General features: G+C 69.3%; 29 protein-coding genes. 14 read left to right on the top strand and 15 right to left on the bottom strand.

What is annotated here, in order from left to right; genetic code table 11:
* Nucleotides 1-115 precede the first annotated feature (115 nt).
* The 3 genes from ACFWZ2_RS38010 to ACFWZ2_RS38020 form a co-directional block, all read right to left on the bottom strand.
* Nucleotides 116-1147 (bottom strand): alanine racemase, encoded by a 1032-nt coding sequence (locus ACFWZ2_RS38010; protein ID WP_384553781.1) that lies wholly within the window; start codon nt 1145-1147, stop codon nt 116-118.
* Nucleotides 1148-1213: 66 nt separating this feature from the next.
* Nucleotides 1214-2335: a lipid II:glycine glycyltransferase FemX gene (locus tag ACFWZ2_RS38015; RefSeq protein ID WP_384553782.1), complete on the bottom strand. Its 1122-nt coding sequence runs from the start codon at nt 2333-2335 to the stop codon at nt 1214-1216.
* 148 nt (nt 2336-2483) lie between these two features.
* On the bottom strand, nt 2484-2798 hold the full coding sequence (locus tag ACFWZ2_RS38020) for a hypothetical protein (RefSeq protein WP_384553784.1): 315 nt from the start codon (nt 2796-2798) through the stop codon (nt 2484-2486).
* A gap of 266 nt (nt 2799-3064) precedes the next feature.
* Between ACFWZ2_RS38020 and rpsF the strand changes: the two genes are divergently transcribed.
* The 4 genes from rpsF (at nt 3065) to rplI (ending at nt 4805) form a co-directional block, all read left to right on the top strand.
* Nucleotides 3065-3355, top strand: a complete 291-nt coding sequence (rpsF, locus tag ACFWZ2_RS38025; protein ID WP_016644628.1) for a 30S ribosomal protein S6 — start codon at nt 3065-3067, stop codon at nt 3353-3355.
* Between the two features lie 78 nt (nt 3356-3433).
* Nucleotides 3434-4030 (top strand): single-stranded DNA-binding protein, encoded by a 597-nt coding sequence (locus tag ACFWZ2_RS38030; protein WP_384553785.1) that lies wholly within the window; start codon nt 3434-3436, stop codon nt 4028-4030.
* A 73-nt stretch (nt 4031-4103) separates the two neighbouring features.
* Nucleotides 4104-4340 carry a 30S ribosomal protein S18 gene (rpsR, locus tag ACFWZ2_RS38035; protein WP_003949403.1) on the top strand — a complete coding sequence of 79 codons (237 nt, stop codon included), beginning with the start codon at nt 4104-4106 and terminating at the stop codon, nt 4338-4340.
* 18 nt (nt 4341-4358) lie between these two features.
* Entirely contained in the window at nt 4359-4805 is a 447-nt protein-coding gene (gene rplI / locus ACFWZ2_RS38040) for a 50S ribosomal protein L9 (RefSeq protein WP_055699823.1), read from the top strand.
* A gap of 136 nt (nt 4806-4941) precedes the next feature.
* On the opposite strand, the gene ACFWZ2_RS38045 is transcribed toward rplI, so the two are convergent.
* Nucleotides 4942-6279, bottom strand: a complete 1338-nt coding sequence (locus tag ACFWZ2_RS38045) for an MATE family efflux transporter (protein WP_384553786.1) — start codon at nt 6277-6279, stop codon at nt 4942-4944.
* Between the two features lie 460 nt (nt 6280-6739).
* Here ACFWZ2_RS38045 and dnaB point away from each other — a divergent pair, with 460 nt between their 5' ends.
* The gene (gene dnaB, locus ACFWZ2_RS38050; protein ID WP_384553788.1) at nt 6740-8212 is read left to right on the top strand and encodes a replicative DNA helicase; all 1473 of its coding nucleotides are present in this window, start codon (nt 6740-6742) and stop codon (nt 8210-8212) included.
* On the opposite strand, the gene ACFWZ2_RS38055 is transcribed toward dnaB, so the two are convergent.
* Together ACFWZ2_RS38055 and ACFWZ2_RS38060 are read right to left on the bottom strand one after the other, a co-directional pair.
* On the bottom strand, nt 8179-8949 hold the full coding sequence (locus tag ACFWZ2_RS38055; protein ID WP_384553789.1) for a dienelactone hydrolase family protein: 771 nt from the start codon (nt 8947-8949) through the stop codon (nt 8179-8181). The two genes, dnaB and ACFWZ2_RS38055, sit on opposite strands and share 34 nt — an antisense overlap.
* Before the next feature lie 126 nt (nt 8950-9075).
* Complete coding sequence (locus tag ACFWZ2_RS38060; RefSeq protein ID WP_384553790.1) at nt 9076-10026, bottom strand: SDR family NAD(P)-dependent oxidoreductase; 951 nt, start codon at nt 10024-10026, stop codon at nt 9076-9078.
* A 58-nt stretch (nt 10027-10084) separates the two neighbouring features.
* On the opposite strand from ACFWZ2_RS38060, the gene ACFWZ2_RS38065 reads away from it, so the two are divergent.
* Both ACFWZ2_RS38065 and ACFWZ2_RS38070 read left to right on the top strand, forming a co-directional pair.
* Nucleotides 10085-10585: a MerR family transcriptional regulator gene (locus ACFWZ2_RS38065; RefSeq protein ID WP_384553791.1), complete on the top strand. Its 501-nt coding sequence runs from the start codon at nt 10085-10087 to the stop codon at nt 10583-10585.
* Between the two features lie 9 nt (nt 10586-10594).
* Nucleotides 10595-11974, top strand: a complete 1380-nt coding sequence (locus ACFWZ2_RS38070; RefSeq protein WP_384553792.1) for a serine hydrolase domain-containing protein — start codon at nt 10595-10597, stop codon at nt 11972-11974.
* Nucleotides 11975-12088: 114 nt separating this feature from the next.
* On the opposite strand, the gene ACFWZ2_RS38075 is transcribed toward ACFWZ2_RS38070, so the two are convergent.
* Nucleotides 12089-12541, bottom strand: a complete 453-nt coding sequence (locus tag ACFWZ2_RS38075) for a GNAT family N-acetyltransferase (protein ID WP_384553793.1) — start codon at nt 12539-12541, stop codon at nt 12089-12091.
* 95 nt (nt 12542-12636) lie between these two features.
* Nucleotides 12637-13095, bottom strand: coding sequence for a MarR family winged helix-turn-helix transcriptional regulator (locus tag ACFWZ2_RS38080; RefSeq protein WP_384553794.1), 459 nt, complete (start codon nt 13093-13095; stop codon nt 12637-12639).
* A gap of 140 nt (nt 13096-13235) precedes the next feature.
* Here ACFWZ2_RS38080 and ACFWZ2_RS38085 point away from each other — a divergent pair, with 140 nt between their 5' ends.
* Nucleotides 13236-14447: an MFS transporter gene (locus tag ACFWZ2_RS38085; RefSeq protein WP_384553796.1), complete on the top strand. Its 1212-nt coding sequence runs from the start codon at nt 13236-13238 to the stop codon at nt 14445-14447.
* Between the two features lie 50 nt (nt 14448-14497).
* Complete coding sequence (locus ACFWZ2_RS38090; protein ID WP_384553797.1) at nt 14498-14926, top strand: heme-binding protein; 429 nt, start codon at nt 14498-14500, stop codon at nt 14924-14926.
* A 78-nt stretch (nt 14927-15004) separates the two neighbouring features.
* Here the strand turns inward: ACFWZ2_RS38090 and ACFWZ2_RS38095 are convergent, their stop codons facing one another.
* Nucleotides 15005-15874: a GNAT family N-acetyltransferase gene (locus ACFWZ2_RS38095; protein WP_384553798.1), complete on the bottom strand. Its 870-nt coding sequence runs from the start codon at nt 15872-15874 to the stop codon at nt 15005-15007.
* Between the two features lie 5 nt (nt 15875-15879).
* The gene (locus tag ACFWZ2_RS38100) at nt 15880-16416 is read right to left on the bottom strand and encodes a DUF2269 domain-containing protein (RefSeq protein WP_384553845.1); all 537 of its coding nucleotides are present in this window, start codon (nt 16414-16416) and stop codon (nt 15880-15882) included.
* Between the two features lie 76 nt (nt 16417-16492).
* On the opposite strand from ACFWZ2_RS38100, the gene ACFWZ2_RS38105 reads away from it, so the two are divergent.
* Together ACFWZ2_RS38105 and ACFWZ2_RS38110 are read left to right on the top strand one after the other, a co-directional pair.
* On the top strand, nt 16493-17125 hold the full coding sequence (locus ACFWZ2_RS38105) for an HAD family hydrolase (RefSeq protein ID WP_384553800.1): 633 nt from the start codon (nt 16493-16495) through the stop codon (nt 17123-17125).
* A gap of 391 nt (nt 17126-17516) precedes the next feature.
* Nucleotides 17517-19097, top strand: coding sequence for a globin domain-containing protein (locus ACFWZ2_RS38110; RefSeq protein WP_384553802.1), 1581 nt, complete (start codon nt 17517-17519; stop codon nt 19095-19097).
* Here ACFWZ2_RS38110 and ACFWZ2_RS38115 read toward each other — a convergent pair.
* The 5 genes from ACFWZ2_RS38115 to ACFWZ2_RS38135 form a co-directional block, all read right to left on the bottom strand.
* Entirely contained in the window at nt 19094-19576 is a 483-nt protein-coding gene (locus tag ACFWZ2_RS38115; RefSeq protein ID WP_384553804.1) for an NUDIX domain-containing protein, read from the bottom strand. The two genes, ACFWZ2_RS38110 and ACFWZ2_RS38115, sit on opposite strands and share 4 nt — an antisense overlap.
* Nucleotides 19577-19635: 59 nt before the next feature.
* Entirely contained in the window at nt 19636-20541 is a 906-nt protein-coding gene (locus tag ACFWZ2_RS38120; RefSeq protein WP_384553806.1) for a LysR family transcriptional regulator, read from the bottom strand.
* A 214-nt stretch (nt 20542-20755) separates the two neighbouring features.
* Entirely contained in the window at nt 20756-21970 is a 1215-nt protein-coding gene (locus ACFWZ2_RS38125; protein ID WP_384553808.1) for a cystathionine gamma-lyase, read from the bottom strand.
* A complete protein-coding gene (locus tag ACFWZ2_RS38130) occupies nt 21967-22455 on the bottom strand; it encodes a low molecular weight protein-tyrosine-phosphatase (RefSeq protein WP_384553809.1) in 489 nt (162 codons plus the stop codon). The genes ACFWZ2_RS38125 and ACFWZ2_RS38130 overlap by 4 nt, the downstream gene beginning before the upstream one ends.
* 8 nt (nt 22456-22463) lie before the next feature.
* Entirely contained in the window at nt 22464-22844 is a 381-nt protein-coding gene (locus tag ACFWZ2_RS38135; RefSeq protein WP_384553811.1) for a phage holin family protein, read from the bottom strand.
* 84 nt (nt 22845-22928) lie between these two features.
* On the opposite strand from ACFWZ2_RS38135, the gene ACFWZ2_RS38140 reads away from it, so the two are divergent.
* The 3 genes from ACFWZ2_RS38140 to ACFWZ2_RS38150 all read left to right on the top strand — a co-directional run bounded on the left by ACFWZ2_RS38140 (nt 22929) and on the right by ACFWZ2_RS38150 (nt 24772).
* Entirely contained in the window at nt 22929-23246 is a 318-nt protein-coding gene (locus ACFWZ2_RS38140; RefSeq protein ID WP_384553813.1) for a cupin domain-containing protein, read from the top strand.
* 164 nt (nt 23247-23410) lie between these two features.
* Nucleotides 23411-23632, top strand: coding sequence for a DUF5326 family protein (locus ACFWZ2_RS38145; protein ID WP_384553815.1), 222 nt, complete (start codon nt 23411-23413; stop codon nt 23630-23632).
* Nucleotides 23633-24058: 426 nt separating this feature from the next.
* Nucleotides 24059-24772 (top strand): IclR family transcriptional regulator, encoded by a 714-nt coding sequence (locus ACFWZ2_RS38150; protein ID WP_384553847.1) that lies wholly within the window; start codon nt 24059-24061, stop codon nt 24770-24772.
* Nucleotides 24773-24798: the final 26 nt, after the last annotated feature.

Here is a 24798-nt window from a genome sequence, read left to right on the forward strand (position 1 = left end):
GCTGTTCGCCGACAGCCAACATGGCCTGTGGGGAGCGGCCCGGTGTGTGCATGGCCACGGGCCGGGCCCCCCGCGCCTGGGCCCCGGCCCTCTTTGGTGCTTGATCAGTTCGGTCTCAGCGGTCGACGATCCGGTCGAACTGCGTGGTGGTGTGCCGCAGATGGGCCACCAGCTCCTCGCCGACCTTCGGCTCCGGGGCGTCGGAGGGCACGAAGAGGATGGAGACCTGCATGTGCGGGGGCTCCGCGAACCAGCGCTGCTTGCCCGCCCAGACGAACGGCGAGAGGTTGCGGTTGACCGTCGCGAGGCCCGCGCGGGCCACGCCCTTGGCCCGAGGCATCATGCCGTGCAGGGCCTTCGGGGCCTCCAGGCCGACGCCGTGCGACGTGCCGCCCGCGACCACGACCAGCCAGCCGTCGGACGCGGCCTTCTGCTGGCGGTAGCCGAAACGGTCACCCTTCGCGACCGCGGTGACGTCGAGGACGGCGCCGCGGTACTCGGTCGCGTCGTGGTCGCCGAGCCAGAGGTTCGTGCCGATGCGGGCACGGAAGCGGGTCTGCGGGAACTGCTGCTGCAGCCGGGCGAGTTCACCGGCCTTGAGGTGGCTGACGAACATCGTGTGCAGCGGCAGACGCGCCGCGCGCAGCCGGTCCATCCAGCCGATGACCTCCTCGACGGCGTCCGAGCCGTCGGTGCGGTCCAGCGGCAGGTGGATCGCGAAGCCCTCGAGGCGTACGTCCTCGATGGCCGCGTGCAGCTGCGGGAGCTCCTGCTCGCTGATGCCGTGGCGCTTCATCGAGGACATGACCTCGATGACGACGCGGGCGCCCACGAGGCCGTGCACGCCGTCCAGCGACGACACGGAGCGGATGACGCGGTCGGGCAGCGGCACGGGCTCCTCGCCCCGCCGGAACGGGGTCAGGACCAGCAGGTCGCCGCTGAACCAGTCCTTGATCCGAGCGGCTTCGTAGGTGGTGCCCACGGCGAGGACGTCGGAGCCGAAGCGCGTGGCTTCCTCGGCCAGGCGCTCATGACCGAATCCGTAGCCATTGCCCTTGCAGACCGGGACGATGCCCGGGAACTGCTCCAGCATGTGCTTCTGGTGTGCCCGCCAGCGCGCGGTGTCGACATAGAGCGTGAGCGCCATGGCTGGATCCCGAAACCTTTCTCGTGTCTGCGGTGTATCAGAGTGATGGAAGGAAATTGTGCGGGATCAGCGGCGCGACATGTAGATGTCGAGCGCCTTGTGCAGCAGCTTGTTGAGCGGGAAGTCCCACTCGCCGATGTACTCGGCGGCCTCGCCGCCGGTGCCGACCTTGAACTGGATCAGACCGAAGAGGTGGTCCGTCTCGTCCAGGGAGTCGGAGATGCCGCGCAGGTCATAGACGGTGGCACCCATCGCGTACGCGTCGCGCAGCATCCGCCACTGCATCGCGTTCGAGGGCCTGACCTCGCGCCCGATGTTGTCCGACGCGCCGTAGGAGTACCAGACGTGCCCGCCGACGACGAGCATCGTCGCGGCCGACAGGTTCACGCCGTTGTGCCGCGCGAAGTACAGCCGCATGCGGTTGGGGTCCTCGGAGTTGAGGGCCTGCCACATCTGCTGGAAGTAGCCGAGCGGGCGCGGGCGGAACTTGTCGCGCACGGCCGTGATCTCGTAGAGACGCTGCCACTCGGGCAGGTCGTGGTAGCCGCCCTGGACGACCTCGACACCGGCCTTCTCGGCCTTCTTGATGTTGCGGCGCCACAGCTGGTTGAAGCCCTTCTGGACCTCGTCCAGGGAGCGGTTGGCCAGCGGGACCTGGAAGACGAAGCGGGGCTGCACGTCACCGAAGCCGGCGCCGCCGTCCTCGCCCTGCTGCCAGCCCATGCGGCGCAGCCGGTCCGCGACCTCGAAGGCGCGCGGCTCGATGTGCGTCGCCTCGGTGTCGCGCAGCCGCTTCACGTCGGGGTTCTGGATGCCTGCCTTGATCGCCGGAGCGTCCCAGCGGCGGATCACGACGGGCGGGCCCATCTTCACGGAGAACGCACCCTGCTGCTTGAGGTGCGCCAGCATCGGCTGCAGCCACTCGTCCAGGTTCGGGGCGTACCAGTTGATGACCGGGCCCTCGGGGAGGTACGCGAGATACCGCTTCAGCTTGGGCAGCTGCCGGTAGAGCACCAGGCCGGCGCCGACCAGCTGACCGGTCCTGTCGTCGAACCAGCCCAGGTTCTCCGAGCGCCATTCGCTCTTCACGTCAGCCCATGCCGGGACCTGGCAATGACTCGCCGCCGGCAGTGTCTGGATATACGCCAGATGCTGCTCGCGACTGATGGTCCTCAGGGTCAGACTCATTCGGGGCGCTCCTCGGGCTGGTGTGTCCCCATGGGTTCAGGGGCTCCGGCTCTCGCGCCGAAGCCTACTGCGCCCTGCGAGCGACCCGTCTGGGCGTACGGAAGTCAGGCCCCCGGCCGGTCTGCCGGACCGGGGTGCCGCGCGGCCGTCAGCCGACGATTCCGCCGAAGAGTCCGCCGTGCGCCATGCCCAGGAAGAACCCGACCGCGGAGGCGCCGAGACCCAGGATCAGGCCGAAGCGCTCACGGGTCGTGGCGGAGATGAACTGGCCGTACGCGCCCGTGACGATGCCGACCAGGCCCGCCCACGAGCTGAGCAGATGGAGGTTGTGGAACATCGCCGTCACGAAGGCGATCGCCCCCAGCACCAGGGTCACGCCGACCAGCGTGTCCTGGAGTGGATGGGACTTGCCGTCCGTGGCGAAGAGGGAGGTGGCGGTGTTCGGTCGCATTGCTTGTGCCATGTGGGGCACCTCCTGCGGAAGACGGCGCATCGTAGCGCCATACACACCCGATGTGTACAGATTCTGCCCGTCCGCCGCCGGATTTCAACCGGAAGCCTAGGTGCGGGTACTCTGTACCGTCTGCACCGGTGTCTGCCCAGGCCACAGCAAGCGCCCCGCTCGCGGGAGCCGCGTTGTCAGTGGCGGCCGATACCGTTGCGTACGCATCACGACCCTCCTGCCACGGAACGACCGTGGCCGCTGAGTCCAAAGGAGGTGGGTTCCACATGCGTCACTACGAAGTGATGGTCATCCTCGACCCCGATCTCGAGGAGCGCGCTGTCTCCCCGCTGATCGAGAACTTCCTCTCCGTCGTCCGTGAGGGCAACGGAAAGGTCGAGAAGGTCGACACCTGGGGCCGTCGTCGTCTGTCCTACGAGATCAAGAAGAAGCCCGAGGGCATCTACTCGGTCATCGACCTGCAGGCCGAGCCTGCGGTCGTCAAGGAGCTCGACCGACAGATGAACCTGAACGAGTCGGTCCTCCGGACCAAGGTCCTCCGTCCCGAGATGCACTGAGCTTTCTAGCTCAGCAGCACCCGGGAATCGAGTAGCAGCAACAAGCAGCCAGCAGCAAACCCGCCGAGAGGTTCCCCCATGGCAGGCGAGACCGTCATCACGGTCGTCGGCAATCTTGTCGACGACCCCGAGCTGCGCTTCACCCCCTCCGGTGCGGCGGTCGCGAAGTTCCGTGTCGCGTCCACTCCCCGCACCTTCGACCGTCAGACCAATGAGTGGAAGGACGGCGAGAGCCTGTTCCTGACCTGCTCGGTCTGGCGTCAGGCGGCGGAGAACGTCGCGGAGTCGCTTCAGCGAGGCATGCGCGTCATCGTGCAGGGCCGACTGAAGCAGCGGTCCTACGAGGACCGTGAGGGCGTCAAGCGCACGGTCTACGAGCTGGACGTCGAGGAAGTCGGCGCCAGCCTGAAGAACGCCACGGCCAAGGTCACCAAGACCACCGGTCGCGGTGGCCAGGGCGGTTACGGCGGCGGTGGCGGCGGCCAGCAGGGCGGCGGCTGGGGCGGTGGCTCCGGCGGCGGTCAGCAGCAGGGTGGCGGCGGTGCTCCCGCCGACGACCCCTGGGCGACCGGTGCCCCGGCCGGCGGCGGCCAGCAGCAGGGCGGCGGCGGTGGCGGCTGGGGCGGAAGCTCCGGCGGCTCCGGTGGCGGCTACTCGGACGAGCCCCCCTTCTAAGCCTCAGGGCTTTCGGGCCTCCGGGCCGAGGGTGGGCCGTACCCACACTTCTTGATCACACAGGAGAAACACCATGGCGAAGCCGCCTGTGCGCAAGCCTAAGAAGAAGGTCTGCGCTTTCTGCAAGGACAAGGTCACGTACGTGGACTACAAGGACACGAACATGCTGCGGAAGTTCATTTCCGACCGCGGCAAGATCCGTGCCCGCCGCGTGACCGGCAACTGCACGCAGCACCAGCGTGACGTCGCCACGGCCGTGAAGAACAGCCGTGAGATGGCGCTGCTGCCCTACACGTCCACCGCGCGATAAGGGAAGGGTGACCGACTAATGAAGATCATCCTCACCCACGAGGTCTCCGGCCTCGGCGCCGCCGGCGAGGTCGTTGACGTCAAGGACGGCTACGCCCGCAACTACCTGATCCCGCGGAACTTCGCGATCCGCTGGACCAAGGGTGGCGAGAAGGACGTCGAGCAGATCCGTCGTGCTCGCAAGATCCACGAGATCGCGACGATCGAGCAGGCCAACGAGATCAAGGCCCAGCTCGAGGCCGTCAAGGTCCGCCTGGCCGTCCGCTCCGGCGACGCCGGTCGTCTCTTCGGTTCCGTCACCCCGGCCGACGTCGCTTCGGCGATCGAGGCTGCCGGTGGCCCGAAGATCGACAAGCGCCGCGTCGAGCTGGGTGCGCCGATCAAGACGCTGGGCGCCCACGCGACGTCCGTGCGTCTGCACCCCGAGGTTGCCGCGAAGGTCAACGTCGAGGTCGTCTCCGCCTAAGCACTGCGCTTGGCAGAGTTGAAGCACGCCATTGGGCCGCACCCTTCGGGGTGCGGCCCAATGTGTTTCACGGACACGGTGGGGTGCTGTTTCACGCACTGTGGGGCGCTGTTTCACGTGAAACAGCGCAAAGCGCTCAGCGCGTGGCGCCCGTGACGACCCAGCGACCCGAGCGGGAGCGCAGCCACAGGGTGAGCATCCGGACCGTCATCATCAGCGTCATTGCTCCCCACAGCGCGGTCAGGCCGCCGCCGAAGGTCGGTACCAGCAGGGCGACGGGCGTGAAGACCGCCAGTGTGGCGAGCATGGCCCAGGCCAGATACGGGCCGTCACCGGCGCCCATCAGGACACCGTCGAGCACGAAGACGATGCCGCAGATCGGCTGGGTGAGTGCCACCACCACGAGGGCGGGCAGCGCCGCGTCCTGGACCGCCGCGTCACTGCTGAAGAGCGGGATGAACAAGGGCCGCGCGAGGATGACCAGCAGGCCGAGGGCGACGCCGGAGGCGATGCCCCACTGCACCATCCGTCGGCAGACGGCGCGTGCACCGTCCGGATCGTCGGCGCCCAGATAGCGTCCGATGATCGCCTGCCCGGCGATGGCGATGGCGTCGAGCGCGAAGGACAGCAAACTCCACAGGGACAGAACGATCTGGTGGGCGGCCACATCGGAGTCACCGAGGCGGGCGGCCACGGCGGTCGTGATCATCAGGATGGCCCGCAGCGAGAGCGTGCGGACCAGGAGCGGTGCTCCGGCCTGGGCGCAGGCCCGGATTCCGGCGGCATCGGGGCGCAGCGAGGCGCCGTACTGCTTGGCGCCGCGTACGACGACGACCAGGTAGACGGCGGCCATGCCGAACTGGGCGATGACCGTGCCCCAGGCGGACCCGGCGATGCCCAGGTCCGCGCCGTAGACCAGGCCGACGTTGAGGACGCCGTTGGTGACGAAGCCGCCGATCGCGACGTACAGCGGGGTCCTGGTGTCCTGCAGGCCGCGCAGCACACCGGTGGCGGCGAGTACGACGAGCATGGCGGGGATGCCGAGCGAGGAGATCCGCAGATACGTGATCGCGTACGGGGCCGCGGTGTCCGAGGCGCCGAAGAGTTCCACGAGCGCGGGCGCCGTGGGCAGGACCACGGCGATGACGGCGGCGCCGAGGAGCAGGGCGAGCCAGATGCCGTCCATGCCCTGCCGGATCGCGGCCTGGAGATCGCCGGCGCCCACTCGGCGGGAGACGGCGGCAGTGGTGGCGTACGCAAGGAAGACGAAGACGCTCACCGCGGTGGTGAGGAGTGCCGAGGCGACGCCGAGACCGGCCAGTTGTGCGGTGCCGAGGTGGCCGACGATGGCGCTGTCGGCCATCACGAAGAGGGGCTCGGCGACCAGTGCGCCGAAGGCGGGGACGGCGAGCGCGATGATCTCTCGGTCGTGTCTTCGCCTGACGGCCTTGGGCGCTGCGGGAGCCTGTGTCATGGGTACCAATCTAATCTTCCACAGGTAAGAGATGCAATGTTCCTTAGACCCTTACTTGTGGGCTCGTGGGACGCTCCGTCGTGCGCCGTTTCCCACGATCTTGGTCCGACTGGGGAAGTTTTTCTTCTGCACAGCCGGTGGATGGGAAAGTTGCAGGTCAGGGGTGCTTTGTCGAGTTGGCTGAGGGCTTGTTCACAGGGCTGTCCACCGGGCCGTGCACAGGTTTGGCGGGGTTCTCCACAGCATCGGGCCCGTCATCCACACCGCCTGTGGATAACCAGATTGGCTGACGGTGCCCACGGGCCTACCGTGGTCCGGCGCCCGCCTCGTCCTCCGACCTCGGAAACCCCGCAAAACCGACGCGTCAGAACCGGAGTTGGGCCCCCTTATTTGTCAGTGTCGTGCCGTAGGAAAGAGGGGCACGGCTAGGTCCGCGCGGCGGACGGGAGGAGGTGGCCCGGTGAGTATCTCCGAGCCTTTGGACGACCCCTGGGCCGACAGCGGTCCCAGTGACCGTCTGCCCGTCTCCCGCCCGCGCCGCGATGGAGGCCGGGGCCGCGACGAGCAGCACGAGCGAGGACGCGAGGGCGGCTGGGACGGCGGTGGCACGTCCTTCGAGCGGGTTCCCCCGCAGGATCTCGACGCCGAGCAGTCGGTGCTCGGCGGCATGCTGCTCTCCAAGGACGCGATCGCCGACGTCGTCGAGGTCCTCAAGGGCCACGACTTCTACCGGCCCGCGCACGAGACGATCTACTCCTCGATCCTCGACCTGTACGCGAAGGGCGAGCCGGCCGACCCGATCACCGTCGCGGCCGAGCTCACCAAGCGCGGTGAGATCACCAAGGTCGGCGGCGCATCGTATCTGCACACCCTGGTCCAGACGGTCCCGACCGCGGCGAACGCCGAGTACTACGCGGAGATCGTCCACGAGCGCGCGGTCCTGCGCCGCCTCGTCGAGGCCGGCACCCGCATCACGCAGATGGGATACGCGGCCGACGGCGACGTCGACGAGATCGTCAACAGCGCCCAGGCCGAGATCTACGCGGTCACCGAGCAGCGCACCACCGAGGACTATCTGCCGCTCGGCGACATCATGGAGGGCGCACTCGACGAGATCGAGGCGATCGGCTCGCGGTCCGGGGAGATGACCGGTGTGCCGACCGGCTTCACCGACCTCGACCAGCTCACCAACGGTCTCCACCCGGGCCAGATGATCATCATCGCCGCCCGTCCCGCCATGGGTAAGTCGACGCTGGCGCTGGACTTCGCGCGAGCCTGCTCGATCAAGCACAACATGCCGAGCGTGATCTTCTCGCTCGAAATGGGGCGCAACGAGATCGCGATGCGTCTGCTGTCCGCCGAGGCGCGCGTGGCGCTGCACCACATGCGGTCCGGCACGATGACCGACGAGGACTGGACCCGGCTCGCGCGCCGCATGCCGGACGTCTCGGCCGCGCCGCTCTACATCGACGACTCCCCGAACCTGTCGATGATGGAGATCCGCGCCAAGTGCCGTCGGCTCAAGCAGCGCAACGACCTGAAGCTCGTCGTCATCGACTATCTGCAGCTGATGCAGTCCGGCGGCAAGCGGTCCGAGAGCCGCCAGCAGGAAGTCTCCGACATGTCGCGAAACCTGAAGCTCCTGGCCAAGGAGCTGGAGCTGCCGGTGATCGCGCTCTCGCAGCTGAACCGTGGCCCCGAGCAGCGCACGGACAAGAAGCCCATGGTCTCCGACCTGCGTGAATCGGGCTCGATCGAGCAGGACGCGGACATGGTGATCCTGCTGCACCGCGAGGACGCGTACGAGAAGGAATCACCCCGCGCGGGCGAGGCCGACATCATCGTCGGCAAGCACCGTAACGGCCCGACGGCGACGATCACGGTCGCCTTCCAGGGCCACTACTCGCGGTTCGTGGACATGGCGCAGACCTGATCCGGCCCGCTGGACTCCGCTGTGGGTAGGCATTCGGCGAGCACGGCGACGATGTCGCGCCAGGCGCGTTGAGCGTGCCGTGGGTGGTGGCCGACGCCGGGGCGCACGGTCTGGTCGACCGGCGGGTGGTGGAAGGCGTGCAGGGCGCCGCCGTAGACCACGAGGCGCCAGTCGACGCCCGCGGCCTGCATCTCGGCGGCGAACGCGTCCCGTTGCGCGGGCGGCATGATGGGGTCTTCCGAGCCGACCCCGGCCCACACCGGGCAGCGAATGTGCGCGGCTTCGCCCGGTCGGCCCGTGGTCAGCGCGTTGACCGTGCCGATCGCGTGCAAGTCGGCGCCGTCGCGCCCGAGTTCCAGCGCGATCGCGCCGCCGGTACCGTAGCCGATGGCGGCGATCCGGTCGGGGTCGGTCCGCGGTTCGGCGCGCAGTACGTCGAGGGCGGCGTGGCCGATGCCCCGCATCCGGTCGGGGTCGGCGAGCAGTGGGGTCGTGTGCGCCAGCATGTCCGTGGGGTCGGTGAACCAGCGCCCGCCGTTGATGTCGAAGGCCAGTGCCACGTACCCCAGCTCGGCCAGGGCGTCGGCGCGGCGGCGCTGGAAGTCGTTCAGGCCGGGCCCCTCGGGCCCGACCAGGACCGCGGGCCTGCGGTCGGTACCGGCCGGGAGCGCGAGGTGCCCGATCATCGTCAAGCCGTCGGCGGGGTACTCGACCGTGCGCGTGGTAACCGTCGTCATGGGCCCGGACTGTAGTGATCGTCGGGCCTGGTCGGGGCGAATCTTTTCCGTCGGCAGAACAGCGTGGACGGAGGGACCACGGCCGGGCATGGTGGAGGGTTCTGACGCCGATTCGGCCGGTCCTGCTCAGAAGGCGCCGAGTCCGGTGAGGTCGCAGGAGAGGTCCCAGAGCCGCGCGGCCGCCCCGGGGTCGACGGCCCAGGGCTTGACGCCGCCGATGAGCATGTCGTCGCCGGTGGCCGGTTCGGCGATGTCGCAGTCCTGGCAGTACGCGCCTCCGCGCCCGTCGAGCAGGGGTGAGGTCGCCGCCCACACGGCTGTCGCCGCGCCCTGCCCGGGGGACTTGAAGCCGTCGGCAGGCGCGCCGTCCGGGGTCACCCAGCCCTGCGCGTGCCACTCGGCGCGGGGGATGTGGCGCTGCAGCGGGGTGAGGATGCTGCCGGGGTGTACGGCGAAGGCGTGCAGGTCGTGGCCGGCACCGAGGGAGTCGAGGTGCAGCGCGAAGAGGGCGTTGGCGGTCTTGGACTGGGCGTAGGCCAGCCACCGGTCGTAGCCGGTGCGGAAGTGCGGGTCGTCCCAGCGGATGTCGGACAGGAAGTGCCCGGAGGAGGCCACGGACACCACCCGCGCTCCGGGCGCGAAGGCCGGGCGCAGACGCTGGACGAGCGCGAAGTGCCCGAGGTGGTTGATCCCCAAGTGCGCCTCCCAGCCCGGGCCGACACGTGTCTCGGGGCAGGCCATCACGCCCGCGCCGTTGATGAGGATGCCCAGGGAGCGGCCGGTCTCCAGGAAGCGCTCGGCGAAGACGCGCACGCTGTCCGGGTCCGCCAGATCGAGGGCGTGCACCTCGGTCCTGGGGAGGGCGCGCAGGGCGTCCTCGGCGGTGGCGGGCCGACGCGCAGGGACGACGACGTGCGCGCCCGCGCGGACGAGGGCGCGGGTCGTCTCAAGTCCCAGGCCGGAGTATCCCCCGGTCACCAGGGCGGTGGTGCCCGTCAGATCGAGACCGGTGAGGACGTCGGCGGCGGTGCTGTGGGCGCCGAATCCGGTGCCGAGTTTCCGCTGTTCCGTGATCATGCGTGTGACGCTAAAACCTAGAGCGCGCGCTAGGTCAAGGTGCCGCTACGGTCGTGGCATGAGTGAGGATGCGGGCGGTCCGCCCCCAGGAGATCCGGGTGTGCTGCCCGCAGGCGGCAGCGGTCTGTCCATCGGGAAGGTCGCCGAGGCGACCGGTCTGAGCGTGCACGCGCTGCGGTTCTTCGAGCGCGAGGAACTCTTCCTGCGCGAGATCCCCCGTTCCGGGGGCGGGCAGCGGATCTATGAACAGGCGGATGTGGACTGGCTCCTGCTGTGCGGTCGGCTGCGGGACTCGGGGATGCCGATCGCCACGATCAAGCGGTTCGCGGCGCTGGTGCGCTCGGGGCCGGGCAATGAGGAAGAGCGCCTCGCACTGCTCCAGGAGCACGAGAGGAACGTACGCGCCAAGATCGACGACCTCAGCTCCTGCCTCGACGTCATCCAGGGCAAGGTCCTCGTCTACGAGCAGCACCTGCGGGACGGGACGGCCGCCGGGCTCTGGTCGCCACTCGACGGACGCCACTCGAATTCACTCGACGCAGGGGCGCCTCCCAGGTGAACTGGTCCCATGACGACACCCCATGAAGAGCTGCTCCCCGCCACCCGCCGAGCCCTGCTGCACCGCATCGCCACCGCTCAGGCGGAGGGACGGACTCCTTCGCTGGTCGCCTCGGTGGCCCGGGACGGCGAGTTGGTGTGGAGCGGCGCCCGCAGCATGGTGGACGGTCACGCGCCGGACGAGAACGTCCAGTACCGGATCGGTTCGATCACCAAGACGTTCACCGCCGTATTGGTGTTGAGGATGCGGGACGAGGGTGTGCTCGATCTCGGCGACCCGTTGGAGAAGCATCTGCCGGGCAGCGGTGCGGGGGAGGCCACGATCGCCGAACTCCTCGCGCACACCGGCGGGTTGGCGGCCGAGACCCCGGGGGCGTGGTGGGAGCGCACGCCCGGATCGACGCGCCCGGAACTCGCCGATGTCCTGGGCGAGCAGCCCTTCCGGCACCCCGTCGGCCGTCGCTTCCACTACTCCAACCCCGGCTATACGTTGCTGGGGGCGCTGGTGGAGGCACTGCGGGACGCCTCCTGGGAGGACGTTCTGCGCCGCGAGGTGCTCGAACCGCTGGGGCTGAGCCGCACGAGTGCGCAGCCGCAGGCCCCGCACGCGGGCGGCTGGGCCGTGCATCCCTGGGCGGACGTGATGATGCCCGAACCCGTCGAGGACCTCGGCCTGATGGCTCCGGCAGGTCAGTTGTGGTCCACCACGGCCGACCTGGTGCGCTTCGCGTCCTTCCTGGCGAAGGGAGACGACCGGGTTCTCGGCGCGGAGTCCGTGCGGGAGATGCGTACGCCGTCGGCGCCGTCACAGCCGGGGGAATGGGACAGGGCGTACGGCCTCGGCATGGATCTGATGCGGTGGGAGGGGCACAGCCTGGCCGGGCACACGGGCTCGCTCCCCGGCTTCCTGGCGGGTCTGTGGGTCAGCGAAGAGGATGGCGTGGCCGCGGTCGTGCTCGCCAACAGCACCTCTGGACCGCTCGTGGCGACGGCGGCCGCGGACCTGGTGAAGATCGTGGTCGAGGCCGAGCCCCGCATCCCGGAGCCGTGGCGCCCTCTCCCCGAAGTCGACGAGAAGGTACTGGAGTTGGCGGGTCCCTGGTACTGGGGGACTCAGGTGCTCGCGCTCCGGCTCACGGCCGACGGCGGGGTCGAGCTGGGCCCGCTCTCCGGCGCGGGACGCCAGGCGCGCTTCCGTTCCAACGGCGACGGCACCTGGACGGGGCTCAACGGCTACTACGCGGGGGAGCTGCTCCAGGCAGTGCGGCGCCGGGACGGTTCGGTGAGCCATCTCGACCTGGGGTCGTTCGTCTTCACACGCAAGCCGTACGACGAGGGGGCGCCTGTTCCGGGTGGGGTGGACCCGCAGGGGTGGCGCGGCTTCGAGTAGGCGCCGAGTAGCGGCACTTGGTGATGCGGCGGCCTGTTTCACGTGAAACAGGCCGCCTTGCTCTGTCCAGAGCCTGGAGCCATGCCCCGGAGTTCAGAGCACACAGTTCCGGGCTCAGAGCTGAAGCTTGAACCCCACGTGCGACGCCGTGAAGCCGAGCCGTTCGTAGAAGCGGTGCGCGTCGGTACGGGTGGCGTCGGAGGTCAGCTGCACCAACTGGCAGCCCTGGCGCCGGGATTCCTCGACGGCCCATTCGATGAACCGGGTGCCGAGCCCGCTGCCGCGCTCATCGGCATGGACGCGTACGGCTTCGATGATCGACCGTATGGCGCCCTTCCGGGAGAGCCCCGGAATGATCGTGAGCTGAAGCGTGCCGACGACGCGTCCCTCGCGCACGGCGACGACCATGTGCTGGTTCGGGTCGTCGGCCAGCCGCTCGTACGCCGCGACGTACGGAGTGAGGTCGTCCGGCGACTCGCGCGCGGCGCCCAAGGGGTCGTCGGCGAGCATGCCCACGATGGCGGGCAGGTCGTCGACGACCGCAGGGCGTATCTCAAGATCTCCCATGGCCGCAGCCTATGCGGGCCGCGGCCTCCTGGGCAGGCGCTCGCAGCCGTTCTCCCGGAGGCGCGCCTGGCCCGGATGTGTCCGTCGCGCCCCGCTCAGGCGGGCACCCGGAGCGTCTCGACCGCCTTGACCAGCGGGGCGAGCTCCGGATCCTGCGCGGCCTCGTCGAGTGCCTCGCGCAGGGCGGCGTCATTGGTGGGGCGCGCCTCGGCGAGCAGCGCGGCGCCCGCCTCGCTCACGTCCGTGTAGATGCCGCGGCGGTCGGTGGGGCACAGATAGCGGGCCAGCAGCCCGCGGTCCTCAAGGCGGGTGACCAGGCGCGTGGTGGCGCTCTGGCTCAGCACCACGGCGTCCGCGACCTGCTTCATCTGCAGATGGCCACCGTCCCCGTCGTGCTGGCGGCTGAGCACGTCGAGCAGGGAGTACTCGCGCACGCTCAGGCCGTGCTTGCTCTGCAGGGCGCGCTCGATGTGGGTCTCGATCTGCCCGTGGAGCAGGGAGAGCGCGCACCAGCTCTGGGCGAGCGCGGTGAGTGCGGGGTCCGTCGCTGTCATGGCTCTTGGTTCCTCCGTCCCGGAGTGGCTGTCACCAGGGTAGTCCACAGCTGCAATATCCAGCGCTTGCAATTAGCCAGCGTCTGCAATTATTGTGGACGCACGTTAAGCGCATCCGCAACTGTCTGGAAGGTAGATCCATGCCTCTCGCGCTACTGGCCCTCGCGATCGGGGCCTTTGGAATCGGAACCACAGAATTCGTGATCATGGGGCTGCTCCCCGAGGTCGCGAGCGACTTCGGTGTCTCCATCCCCACGGCCGGCTTCCTCGTGACCGGTTACGCCCTGGGCGTTGTCCTCGGTGCCCCGCTGATGACCGTCCTCGGCACCAAGATCTCCCGCAAGCGGATGCTGATGCTGCTGATGGGCCTGTTCATCGCGGGCAATCTGCTCTCGGCCGTCGCCCCCGTCTTCGGCGTGATGCTGGCAGGCCGTGTCGTCGCCTCCCTCGCCCACGGCGCCTTCTTCGGCATCGGCTCGGTCGTCGCGGCCGAACTGGTCGCCCCCGAGAAGAAGGCCGGAGCGATCGCCATGATGTTCACCGGCCTGACCGTCGCCAATGTGGTCGGCGTGCCGCTCGGCACCTTCGTCGGCCAGACGCTCGGCTGGCGGATGACCTTCACCATCGTCGCGGCGCTCGGCGTCATCGGCCTGGCGGGCATCGCCAAGCTCGTCCCGGACCTGCCCAAGCCCGAGGGTGTGCGGCTCCGTCACGAGCTGGCCGCCTTCCGCAATGTGCAGGTGCTGCTGGCCATGGCGATGACCGTGCTCGGCTTCGGCGGAGTCTTCGCCGCCATCACGTACCTGGCGCCGATGATGACGGACGTCGCCGGTTACGCGCACTCGTCCGTGACCTGGCTGCTCGTCCTCTTCGGCGTCGGCATGGTCGTCGGCAACCTGGTCGGCGGGAAGTTCGCGGACCGTGCGCTGATGCCGCTGCTCTACATCTCGCTGGGCGCCCTGGCCGTCGTGCTCGCCCTCTTCACGCTCACCGCGCACAACAAGATCGCTGCCGCCGTGACCATCATGCTGATCGGCGCTCTGGGCTTCGCCACCGTGCCGCCGCTCCAGAAGCGCGTCCTCGACCAGGCGTCCGGCGCGCCCACCCTCGCCTCGGCCGTCAACATCGGCGCCTTCAACCTCGGCAACGCCCTCGCGGCCTGGCTCGGTGGCATCGTGATCGCCGCGGGCCTCGGCTACACCGCCCCGAACTGGGTGGGCGCGGTTCTCGCCGCATCCGCCCTCGTCCTCGCCATCCTCTCGGCCGCGCTGGAGCGCCGCTCCGCCACGGCCCCGAGCCTGGTCGTGACCGGAGGGGCGCCCGTCGAGCAGCCGACCCCGGTCCACCACTGACCCCCCACACCCCCCACATCCCAGCACCACCCGCAAGGAGAAGACCCCTCATGAGCACCACCGCCACCACTGCCGTCGCCCCGCTGACCATCGGGGACGCCGAGGCGCTCGTCGGCGCGGCCCACCGTGCCGCCGAAGCTGCCGGTGTCACCGTCAGCGTCACCGTCCTCGACGCGGGCGGCCACCTCCTCGCCTTCCGGCGCGACGACCGGGCCGTGCTGATCTCCGGTGAGACCAGCACCCGCAAGGCGTACACCGCCCTTCAGCTGAACGCCCCGACCGCCGATCTCGTCGACGCGGTCCAGCCCGGCGGCCTCTTCCACACGCTGCCCACCGCACTCGACCGGCCGCTGCTCTTCATCGCCGGTGGCGTGCCGGTCCACCGCGACGGCCGTCTGATCGGCGCGATCGGCGTCGGCGGCGGTGCGCCGGAGCAGGACCACGGCTTCGCGACGGCGGCCGTCGAGGCCCTCGCGTAACCCGTACAGGAAAGCCCGCCCTCAAGTGCCGGAAGGACCAAGGCACTTGAGGGCGGGCTTCTGTGTGTCGGTGTGCCGTCAGCCGGCCGCCACCGTCAGTGGTGCGAAGCGGCGGGTACAGTCACCGGGCAGCTCCGAAATGCCGTAGGCCATCACGGAGTTGAAGGCGACGGAGGCGAGGCCGCTCTCCTTCACCCACGCCAGAAGCTCTTCATGCCGTACGTCGATGTCGGTGCGCAGCGGCCGGTCGGTGCGGGTGCCGAGCGAGGCGATGAGGGCCTTCGCGGTCTCCGTGTCGCGGGCGATGAGCGGGCCGACCACATGGGTCTCCATGTTCGGCCAGGCGCCCGCGTACCCGATGATCTCGCCGTCGGCCTCCGCGACCCGGAGCTGGTCGGTGAAGGCGGGGAGCCGGGTGATCACATGGGTGCGGTCGTGGCCGAAGACCTCGGTGTCGAGCCGGAGGATGGCCGTCAGGTCTTCCGCGGTGGCGGATCGCGTGGCGATGTCGGGCAGTGGGCCCGCGGGGTCGAAGCGGCCGCTGACCATTTCGGCACGGCCGATCGCCTTGAAGCCGAGCTGCTCGTAGAGCGGGCGGCCGTTCGGCGTCGCGTGGAGGGTCAGCGGGATGGTGGCCGCCGCTTCGACGGCGTACTGCATCAGGCGGCGGCCGATGCCCCGGCGGGCATATCGCTCGGCGACGAGAACCATGCCGATCGCCGCGAGTCCGGGGCGTTCCTGGGGGCCGTATTGGGTCACTACGTAGGCGCCGATGAGGCCGTTGCCGTCGGGGTCGTCGATGCCGTAGCCCGTTCCGGCGGAGAGCAGAAGGCCCCATTTGTGTTCTTCGCGCGGCCAGCCCCGGTCCTCGGACAGGTCGGCGCAGGAGGCCAGATCACGGGGGGTGAGTCGGCGGATGGGCAGTGCGGAGAGGGAAGGTGTCGACACTCGGGTCAGGCTGTCTGACGTTTGTCCCTGGCGTCCACCCGTTTGTGGGCAGAAGCACGTTGCTTTTGGCCACGGCGGGTGAGTCCCCAGGGCTTGAGCACCGAGATGACCGTCATGAAGACGTAGGCGCTCAGCGAGACGATCGGCCCGGCGATCAGGCCGCTGGCGTCCGTGATCGGGTCGCCCGCGGCCACGGTCGCGGCCGAGTCGCTGACGCCGGGGCGCAGTGCGAAGACCGAGGCGATGGTCGTGGCCAGGGTCAGCCAGAACTTCGTGTAGACCCAGCGGTGCTTCGCGAGCCCCCACGGCGTGCCCACGGAAAGGAGCAGGCCGCTCAGCAGGGTGAGCAGGGAGAGCGGGATCACCAGCCAGTCCGTGAAGATCTTCATCGAGCGGACGGCGGCCTCGATGATCGTGGTGGATTCCGTTGTGATCGCGGTGAGGGCGAGAGCCAGCAGCCCGAGCGTGAGCCCGAGCCAGCCGGCTGAACCGACTACATGGACAACCAGGGTGGCCCGTCGAGCGGGGCGGCTTAGTTTCACGTGAAACACGATGCCGAGCGGGTCCGCCAGGGGCGTCTGACAGCGGGAGTAACCGCGGGTACTAGCCTCGGCGTACATGGCACGCCTACACCTTTTCGACCTTGACGGGACGCTGCTGCACGGCACGGCGGCCCCTGTGGAGATATCGCGGCAGCTCGGCCTGGACGCGGAGATCGCCGAGCTGGAGCGTGACTTCGTGGCGGGGCACATCGATTCGCCGGAGTACGCGGTCCGCGTCCATGCCCTGTGGGCGGAGCTCACGGACGCACAGGTGACGGAGGCCTTCGACGGGGCGCCCTGGCTGTCCGGCATCAGGGAGACCTGGGCCGAGATCCGGGAAGGCGGTGACTACTGCGCGGTGGTGTCGCTGTCGCCGTCCTTCTTTGTGGAGCGGCTCGTGGGGTGGGGCGCTCATGCCGCGTACGGGTCGCGTTTTCCTGCGGTGCCGTTCGCCGAGCCCGTGAATCCGGCGGGCATTCTCGATGCCGCGGCCAAGGTGAAGATCGCGGACCGGCTCTGTGAAGAGTTCGGGGTGGGGCGGAGCGATTGCGTCGCGTACGGAGACTCGCTTTCCGACCTGGAGTTGTTCGGTGCCGTGCCGGTTTCCGTCGCGGTCAATGCGGATCAACGGCTGGTGAGCCTGGCTACCCACTCTTATGTCGGGAGGGATCTGCGTAAGGCGTACGAATTGGTGCGGCACGCCCGGTAATTGAGGCAATTGAGGGGCAGGCCCGTTGAATTCAGGGCGAAGGGAAGGGGGACTTGTGCGTCGGGCGGCTGCCGGTATGGTCGAGTCCGGTCCGTGCCTGGTGCGCATCTTCGCACCGTGGGGGGTACACGCGCAGGTCAATGAAGCCTAACGGGGCGAAGAGATCCAGAACCCGTACTTCTCGTTATGCGGTCGGCACGTCGACGGTGAATGGGATGCTGCGGTGAGATGACTGCGGCCAATGTCACATTCTCGACCTACTTGTCCGTAGGGTCCGGGAATCCAAGGTTCAATGTGGCCCTATTGGTCATCGAGGCAGAGCGGGGAAAGCAGGCGGCTTCCGGCAGGAAGCGCACAGACCGACTGAGAGATGTTCGAGGCGAGGCACAGCATGGACGCTCCGACCACCACGTCGTCGGAAGACGACACTTCCGGCGAGGGAGGCGGCTGGTTCACCCCACGCAGGCCACCGAAGCGGCAGGAGGACGGGGAACCACAGCAGTCCGGTGCCGACGGACCCGAGGCCGTCGAGGGGCGCCGCGTGGCCTCGATACGCCCTCTCGGCAGGCCCGCCACGGAGACCAGCGGTGCCGTGTCCGCCGCAGAGATCAGCGGTGCCGTGCCTGCCGCGGCGCCCAGCCCCTCGGCGCCCAACCCTTCGGCGCCCGCCGCGGAGGCCAGCAGCCCCGCGCCCGCCACCGAGCCGGGAGAAGCGCGAATACCGGCCGCCCGCGAAGCCGCCGAGCCGACGCCCACCGACGACACGGCAGGCACCCCGCCCGCGCCCTCGGAAGAACACCGCGCCTCCGTGGAACACCTCGCGCCGCGCGCCTCTGTCGCGCCCCCGGAGCGGGCCGAGACGGGATCCCCTGACGCCATCCTCGTGCAGCGCACGATGGCGGAAATCGGCCCTGTCGCCGACAAGGTCACCTCGTACTTCTACGCGCTGCTCTTCACCCGTCACCCCGATCTCCGCCCCCTGTTCCCCGCGGCGATGGACACCCAGCGGGACCGGCTCCTGAAGGCGCTGCTCACCGCGGCCGAGCACATCGACCACACCGACGTACTCGTCTCGTATCTGAAGAACCTCGGGCGCGGACACCGCAAGTACGGCACTCAGCCTGAGCACTATCCGGCCGTCGGCGAGTGTCTGATCGGCTCGCTGAGCCGGTACGCGAGCGCGGTCTGGGACGACGAGACCGAGGCCGCCTGGGTCCGGACGTACACGACGATCTCCCAGGTCATGATCGACGCGGCGGCGGCCGACGAACTGCGCGCCCCCGCCTGGTGGTTCGCCGAGGTCGTCGCGCACGACCTCAGAACCCCGGACATAGCCATCGTCACGGTCCGCCCCGACCAGCCGTACCCCTTCCTCGCCGGGCAGTACACCAGCCTGGAGACTCCCTGGTGGCCGCGGATCTGGCGGCACTACTCCTTCGCTTCCGCGCCCCGCTCGGACGGGCTGCTGTCCTTCCACGTCAAGGCCGTCCCGGCCGGCTGGGTCTCCAACGCGCTGGTGCACCACGCCCGTCCCGGTGATGTCCTGCGGCTCGGGCCGCCCGCCGGATCGATGACCGTCGACCACACCACCGACAGCGGACTGCTCTGCCTGGGCGGCGGCACCGGCATCGCGCCCATCAAGGCGCTGGTCGAAGATGTCGCCGAGCACGGCAGACGGCGCCCGGTCGAGGTGTTCTACGGCGCCAGGACCGATCACGACCTGTACGACATCGACACGATGCTGCGACTGCAGCAGACCCACCCGTGGCTCGCCGTCCGCCCGGTCGTCGACCAGCGGGCCCAGCTTCCCGACGCCGTACGCGAGTACGGCCCGTGGAACGAGTACGACGCGTATCTCTCCGGCCCGCCCGGCATGATCCGCAGCGGTGTCGACGCGCTGCGGGACGTGGGCATCCCCGCGGGCAGGATCCGCCACGACTCGGTCGAGGAACTGGTCGCGGCGGGGGATTAGCCCAGGTCGGGGGCGTGCATCGCGCGTACGCCCTCGATATTGCCGTCCAGGTAGTGGCGCAGCGACAGCGGTACGAGATGGACCGAGGCGATCCCGACCCGGGTGAAGGGCACGCGGACGATCTCGTACTCGCCGCACGGCTCCTCGATCTCGGGGCCGTGCCGCAGACCGGTGTCCATGGACTCCAGGCGGCATACGAAGAAGTGCTGCACCTTCACACCGGTCGCGCCGCCGTCCTCACCGATGTGCTCCACGGTGTCGACGAAGCAGGGCACGACATCGATGATCTTGGCGCCGAGTTCCTCGTGCACTTCACGATGGAGCGCGTCGACGACGGTGGCGTCCTCCGCCTCCACGCCGCCGCCCGGGGTGACCCAGTACGGATCGACGCCGGGCTTGGTCCGCTTGATCAGGATCAGATTGTCCCCGTCCAGCAGGACGGCGCGTGCGGTGCGCTTGACCACGGGTCGGACGGTCATGGGGGAAATGTGGCCCGGACTGTTCCACGTGAAACATCGTGAACCAGTCGAAGCCCCCATCAAGCCCAGTCGGCGGCAGCGCGCAGCAGCCACTCATGTGCCCGCGCAATGTGCGGCATGGCGAGTGTGCCGGTGCGCACCACCAAGAAGTACGTACGCAAAGGGGGCACCGCGGGGTCGAGGAGGGACACGACCTCGCCGCGCTCCAGGGCCTCGGCGCACAGATAGCGGGGCAGCACGGCGAGACCGGCGCCGGAGATCGCGCAGGCCAGGACCGCGCGCAGGTCCGGCACGATGACGGCGCCCGACGCGGCGGGGCGGGCATCGAAGACGGCGGCCCAGTAGCGCGCGACGAACGGCAGCGACTCGTGCACCTCCACCACCGGCAGGTTCTCCAGCGGCAGCGCTCCCCTGCGGCGCAGTTTGCCGGGGGCGAGGCGGGCCGCCCAGCACTCCCCCGCCACCAGGACGTGCTCCTCGTCGCAGAGCGGAGTCGCGGTGAGCAGGGCGCCGCGCGGCTGGGCCGTGGTGATGGCCAGATCGTGGTGCCCGGCGGCGAGCCCTTCGAGGACTTCCTCGGCGTTGCCGAACGAGGCGCGCAGGGCATAGCTGTGGCCGTCCTGGCCGGTGAGCCCGGTGAGGGCGGGCAGGGCGCGTTCCGCGGTGAACTCCGGCGGCCCCGCGAGGTGCAGTGTGCGCACCGACGAATCCTCGTCGATCCCGGTCTCGGCGATCTCGACCAGGGCGTCCAGATGCGGGGCGGCCTTGTGGGCGAGCTCGTCGCCGATGGTCGTGGGCGTCACTCCACGGGCCTGACGCAGGAACAGGGGGCGGCCCAGCTGTCGCTCCAGCGTGCGGATCTGGGACGTGACGGCCGGCTGCGAGAGGCCGAGCAGCGCGGCGGCGCGGGTGAAGGAACCGGCCCGGTGCACCGTCACAAAGGTGCGCAGCAGGGCCAGATCCATGACGACGTCCCTCCCCTCCAGTGGCCGGAGCGCGCCCAACTATAAATATGTCGATAGCTTTCTGTCGCTAGCGTGATTGGACACTGACACAGAGTCAACTAGCCTTGTTCGCGCGGTTCTTCGCGCGCAGAACCGGGACGGTCCGAGCCACGAGGGGGGAGGCTCGGACCGTTCGTTGTGCGTAGTGCGGGTGCCGAAGAGGCCACCGAGTGGGTCAGCCCACCGCACCGGCCGACTCGTCCAGCGCACGCAGCACGTCCGCCACCAGATCATCGGTGTCCTCGGCGCCCGCGGAGAAGCGGATGAAGCCCTCGGGGACGGCGTCGCCGCCCCAGCGGCGGCGGCGCTCGGCCGTGGAGCGTACGCCGCCGAAGCTGGTCGCGTCGTCGACCAGGCGCAGGGCTTCGAGGAAGGACTCGGCACGCGCGCGCGTGGGCAGCGTGAAGGAAACCACGCACCCGAAGCGCCGCATCTGCTGCGCGGCGATCTTGTGGGAGGGGTCGTCGGGCAGGCCGGGGTAGCGCAGGTCCGAGACGTCGGCGTGGGTGCGCAGCGCCTCGGCGAGCGCCAGCGCGTTGGCGTTCTGGCGGTCGGCGCGCAGCTGGAGTGTGGCAAGGGAACGGTGCGCGAGCCAGGCCTCCATCGGCCCCGGGATGGCTCCGACGATCTTGCGCCAGCGGCGTACGGAAGCGGTCAACTCCGCGTCCCGACAGGTGACGTACCCCAGGAGGATGTCGCCGTGACCGGTGAGCATCTTGGTGCCGCTGGCCACGGAGAAGTCGGCGCCGAGCTCCAGCGGGCGCTGGCCGAGCGGTGTGGCGAGGGTGTTGTCGACCGCCACCAGGGCTCCACGCGCGTGTGCCTCATCGGCGAGCCGACGCACGTCGCACACGTCGAGGCCCGGGTTGGACGGCGTCTCGATCCACAGCAGCTTGGCGCCGTCCAGGACGTCGAGCTGGGCGTCACCCTCGGTCGGGGCGGTGCGCACCTCGACGCCGTACGCGGTGAGCTGCTCATGGACCAGGGGAAGCAACTGGTAGCCGTCGCCCGGCAGGACGACCACGTCACCGGCGCGCAGCTGGGAGAACAGCACCGCCGAGATCGCGGCCATGCCGGAGGCGAAGGTCAGCGTCTCGACGTCGTCGGCACCCGGCGCCTCCAGCTCGCTGATGGCGCGCTCCAGATGCGTCCAGGTGGGGTTCTCGTCGCGGCCGTAGGCGTAGCCGCCGGTGGGGTCGCCAGGCAGGTGGAAGTGCGCCGCGAACACCGGTCCCGGAAGCGTCGGTTCGTGCTTCACCGGCTCGGGGAGGCCGGCCCGCACCGCGCGGGTGCCGTCGCCGAGGGCCGCCGGGCTTTCGCTCACGGACGCCGGGCCTTCTCCCACGAGCCTCGAGCCGTCGCCTACGCCTATCGGTGCCGATTCCGTCATTGCGCCCGCCCTTCCACCGCTTCTCGTACGACGTCGAGCAGCCCTTCGCTCGCCGCCTCCACCATGCTCAGACACTCCTCGAACCCCTCGAATTCCCCGTAGTAGGGATCGGGGACGTCCAGGTCGGTGGCGGCCGGGTCGTACGAGCGCAGCAGCCGCACCTTGTCGGCGTCGGCCGGGGCCGGGGCCAGGCGGCGCAGGGCCCGCAGATGGCCGGAGTCCAGGGCGATGACCAGGTCGCGCTTGGCGAACCAGTCGGCCTGGAAGCGCCGGGCCAGGTGGTTGCTCCCGTAACCGGCCGCCCGCAGCACGGAGACGGTGCGCGGATCGGCACCGTCCCCTTCGTGCCAGCCGTCGGTGCCCGCGCTGTCCACCTGGACCCGGTCGCCGAGACCGGCCTCGTCGACGCGGGCGCGGAAGACGGACTCGGCCATCGGTGAACGGCAGATGTTGCCCGTGCAGACGAAACAGACGGAGTAGGGCATCGGGCGGGTCAGTCCTTGTCGTCGGGGAGGACGACGTTCATGGCCCAGGACACGATCGAGATGATCAGGCCGCCCAGGACGGCGGTCCAGAAGCCCTCCACGTGGAAGGACAGGTCGAACTTGTCGGCCAGCCACGAGGTGAGCAGCAGCATCAGCGCGTTGACCACGAGCGTGATCAGACCCAGGGTCAGGATGAACAGCGGGAAGGTGAGGACCTTCACCACCGGCTTGACCAGGAAGTTCACCAGGCCGAAGAGCAGCGCGACGATGAGCAGCGTGCCCACCTTCTTGCCCGTGCTGTCGCCGGTCAGGGTGATCTTGTCGAGCAGCCACACGGCGACGGCCAGGGCCGCGGCGTTGGCGATCGTCTTGACTACGAAATTCTTCATGTGTCTGATCGTGGCAGACGTAGGTCGAGAGCGGTCGGTCGAGAACCGCCGGTTCACGAGCAGGGCAAGGGGCGTACGAGGGCGATGAAGGCATTCCGACTGGACGAGCTCGAGGCGGAGCGCGCCGCCAATGACGGCGCGTATCTGCAGTTCCTGCGGGAGCGGAACATGTCGGTCGGGCTGTACGCGCTCGATGCCGGGGAGTCCGACCCGCAGCAGCCGCACGGGCAGGACGAGGTGTACATGGTGGTGAGCGGACGGGCCTCGATCACGGTCGGGATGGAGACCACGTCGGTGGCGCGCGGCAGTGTCGTCTACGTGCCGGCCGGGGTGGCCCACAAGTTCCACCACATCAGCGAGGACCTGCGGGTGCTCGTCGTCTTCTCTCCCCCCGAAGGCTGACCGAATCAGGGCTACGACCTCGGGGTTCTCTCAGGGTTCGGTCAGGGGAGGACAAGGGCTCCGAGGCCCCCACAGAGCCCTTCGGCGTCCTAGCATCGAATGCAAGAAGCCGGGAACCTGCAAAGAATCAGGAACCCGCACAGATGCGGAGAGAGGTAAGGACGATGGCAGCGAAGGAGATCTTTGCGGGAATGCCGTGGTGGGTGAAGTGGATCGCGGTGCCTGTCGTCGCCCTGGTCGTGTTCGGCAGCCTGATAGCGAGCGTCGTCGGTTTCGTGGTCTCCCTGCTCTTCAAGGCGCTGATATTCGTGGCCTTGGTCGGTGGACTCATCTATGTCGTACGGAAGTTCATATCCGGCTCGTCGTCGTCGCGCAGCGACTGGTGACGGTGGCCGGTGACAGCGACCGGTGACGTTTCGCGCGACGAGCGGTGATGCGCGTTCGGTGACTTTTCGCAACGGTTCCCTCGGCCGGGGGAAGTTTCCCGGCGGGAGGCCGTAGAGCGGTGGCCAAGGGTTAGAGTCCGAAATCCGACGCGGGGTCGAGCCCCGCGGACGGGTGCACTGCCCTCCCTGTTTCTCCGGGCACGGGTGGACCCTCACGCGCTTCGGGAGTGAACCTTGGCCGCGGTCGACATCACCAACTCGCAGGTGGACACCACCACTTCGCCGACCGGCGTGACCACGTCGCCGACCGGCGCGACCTCTTCGCCTCCTGGCGCGATCACGTCGCCGACCGGCGCGACCTCTTCGCCGACCGGCGCGGCATCCGCCACCGTCACGCCCACCCTCATCGGCTCCGTCCAGCGGGCGATGCGGTTGCTGGAAGCCGCTGCCTCACATCTGCACGGGGCGCCCGCCAAACAGTTGGCGCGCGAAGCGGGACTCGCGCTCCCCACCGCGTACCACCTGCTGCGCACACTGACCCATGAGGGCTATCTGCGCCGCGACAAGGGAGTGTTCGTGCTCGGCGAGGCGGCCGAGCGGCTGGGCAGCAGCGGTGCGCAGCAGAGTCGGCGCGGCAGGATCCGGGAGGCCCTGGCGCACTGGCGTGACACCATCGGCGTCCCCGTGTACTTCGCCATGTACCGCGAGGGCGAGATCGAGGTCGTGGCCGTCGCCGACACCCCGAGCAACCCCGCGGTCGAGGAATGGGCGGACTTCCGCGAGACAGGGCATGCCCACGCGATCGGCCAGTGCCTCCTCAGCCAACTCGACGACGAAGCACGGCAGGACCACCTCGACCGCTACCCGGTCCAGTCGATCACTCGCTACTCGATCAGGGACGACCGCGCGTTCATGCGCAGACTCGACGGGATGGGGCGGATGCAGCCCGTCGTGGAGCGTCAGGAGTACGCGCTCGGGACGGTCTGTGCCGCGATTCCGATCACGGCCGGGGACACCGCGGCGACCTTGGCCATTTCTGTACCTTCCTGTCAGGCCGACCGGCTGCTTCCCGCCGCGGAGAGATTGCAGAGTGAGATCGGAAAGCTACTAGGGACACTCGCGTTCTCTATCAGCATCTGAAAACTCACTCCTTGTGATCTGGTGTG

It is taken from the genome of Streptomyces sp. NPDC059002, assembly GCF_042740435.1.
In the GTDB taxonomy this organism is placed as follows: Bacteria; Actinomycetota; Actinomycetes; order Streptomycetales; family Streptomycetaceae; genus Streptomyces.

Bases quoted from the DNA above. Each gene is read 5' to 3' on its own strand.
- ACFWZ2_RS38010 (WP_384553781.1), bottom strand. From the start codon at position 1,147: ATGGCGCTCACGCTCTATGTCGACACCGCGCGCTGGCGGGCACACCAG.
- ACFWZ2_RS38015 (WP_384553782.1), bottom strand. From the start codon at position 2,335: ATGAGTCTGACCCTGAGGACCATCAGTCGCGAGCAGCATCTGGCGTAT.
- ACFWZ2_RS38020 (WP_384553784.1), bottom strand. From the start codon at position 2,798: ATGGCACAAGCAATGCGACCGAACACCGCCACCTCCCTCTTCGCCACG.
- rpsF (WP_016644628.1), top strand. From the start codon at position 3,065: ATGCGTCACTACGAAGTGATGGTCATCCTCGACCCCGATCTCGAGGAG.
- ACFWZ2_RS38030 (WP_384553785.1), top strand. From the start codon at position 3,434: ATGGCAGGCGAGACCGTCATCACGGTCGTCGGCAATCTTGTCGACGAC.
- rpsR (WP_003949403.1), top strand. From the start codon at position 4,104: ATGGCGAAGCCGCCTGTGCGCAAGCCTAAGAAGAAGGTCTGCGCTTTC.
- rplI (WP_055699823.1), top strand. From the start codon at position 4,359: ATGAAGATCATCCTCACCCACGAGGTCTCCGGCCTCGGCGCCGCCGGC.
- ACFWZ2_RS38045 (WP_384553786.1), bottom strand. From the start codon at position 6,279: ATGACACAGGCTCCCGCAGCGCCCAAGGCCGTCAGGCGAAGACACGAC.
- ACFWZ2_RS38055 (WP_384553789.1), bottom strand. From the start codon at position 8,949: ATGACGACGGTTACCACGCGCACGGTCGAGTACCCCGCCGACGGCTTG.
- ACFWZ2_RS38060 (WP_384553790.1), bottom strand. From the start codon at position 10,026: ATGATCACGGAACAGCGGAAACTCGGCACCGGATTCGGCGCCCACAGC.
- ACFWZ2_RS38065 (WP_384553791.1), top strand. From the start codon at position 10,085: ATGAGTGAGGATGCGGGCGGTCCGCCCCCAGGAGATCCGGGTGTGCTG.
- ACFWZ2_RS38070 (WP_384553792.1), top strand. From the start codon at position 10,595: ATGACGACACCCCATGAAGAGCTGCTCCCCGCCACCCGCCGAGCCCTG.
- ACFWZ2_RS38075 (WP_384553793.1), bottom strand. From the start codon at position 12,541: ATGGGAGATCTTGAGATACGCCCTGCGGTCGTCGACGACCTGCCCGCC.
- ACFWZ2_RS38080 (WP_384553794.1), bottom strand. From the start codon at position 13,095: ATGACAGCGACGGACCCCGCACTCACCGCGCTCGCCCAGAGCTGGTGC.
- ACFWZ2_RS38085 (WP_384553796.1), top strand. From the start codon at position 13,236: ATGCCTCTCGCGCTACTGGCCCTCGCGATCGGGGCCTTTGGAATCGGA.
- ACFWZ2_RS38090 (WP_384553797.1), top strand. From the start codon at position 14,498: ATGAGCACCACCGCCACCACTGCCGTCGCCCCGCTGACCATCGGGGAC.
- ACFWZ2_RS38105 (WP_384553800.1), top strand. From the start codon at position 16,493: ATGGCACGCCTACACCTTTTCGACCTTGACGGGACGCTGCTGCACGGC.
- ACFWZ2_RS38110 (WP_384553802.1), top strand. From the start codon at position 17,517: ATGGACGCTCCGACCACCACGTCGTCGGAAGACGACACTTCCGGCGAG.
- ACFWZ2_RS38115 (WP_384553804.1), bottom strand. From the start codon at position 19,576: ATGACCGTCCGACCCGTGGTCAAGCGCACCGCACGCGCCGTCCTGCTG.
- ACFWZ2_RS38120 (WP_384553806.1), bottom strand. From the start codon at position 20,541: ATGGATCTGGCCCTGCTGCGCACCTTTGTGACGGTGCACCGGGCCGGT.
- ACFWZ2_RS38125 (WP_384553808.1), bottom strand. From the start codon at position 21,970: ATGACGGAATCGGCACCGATAGGCGTAGGCGACGGCTCGAGGCTCGTG.
- ACFWZ2_RS38130 (WP_384553809.1), bottom strand. From the start codon at position 22,455: ATGCCCTACTCCGTCTGTTTCGTCTGCACGGGCAACATCTGCCGTTCA.
- ACFWZ2_RS38135 (WP_384553811.1), bottom strand. From the start codon at position 22,844: ATGAAGAATTTCGTAGTCAAGACGATCGCCAACGCCGCGGCCCTGGCC.
- ACFWZ2_RS38140 (WP_384553813.1), top strand. From the start codon at position 22,929: ATGAAGGCATTCCGACTGGACGAGCTCGAGGCGGAGCGCGCCGCCAAT.
- ACFWZ2_RS38145 (WP_384553815.1), top strand. From the start codon at position 23,411: ATGGCAGCGAAGGAGATCTTTGCGGGAATGCCGTGGTGGGTGAAGTGG.
- ACFWZ2_RS38150 (WP_384553847.1), top strand. From the start codon at position 24,059: ATGCGGTTGCTGGAAGCCGCTGCCTCACATCTGCACGGGGCGCCCGCC.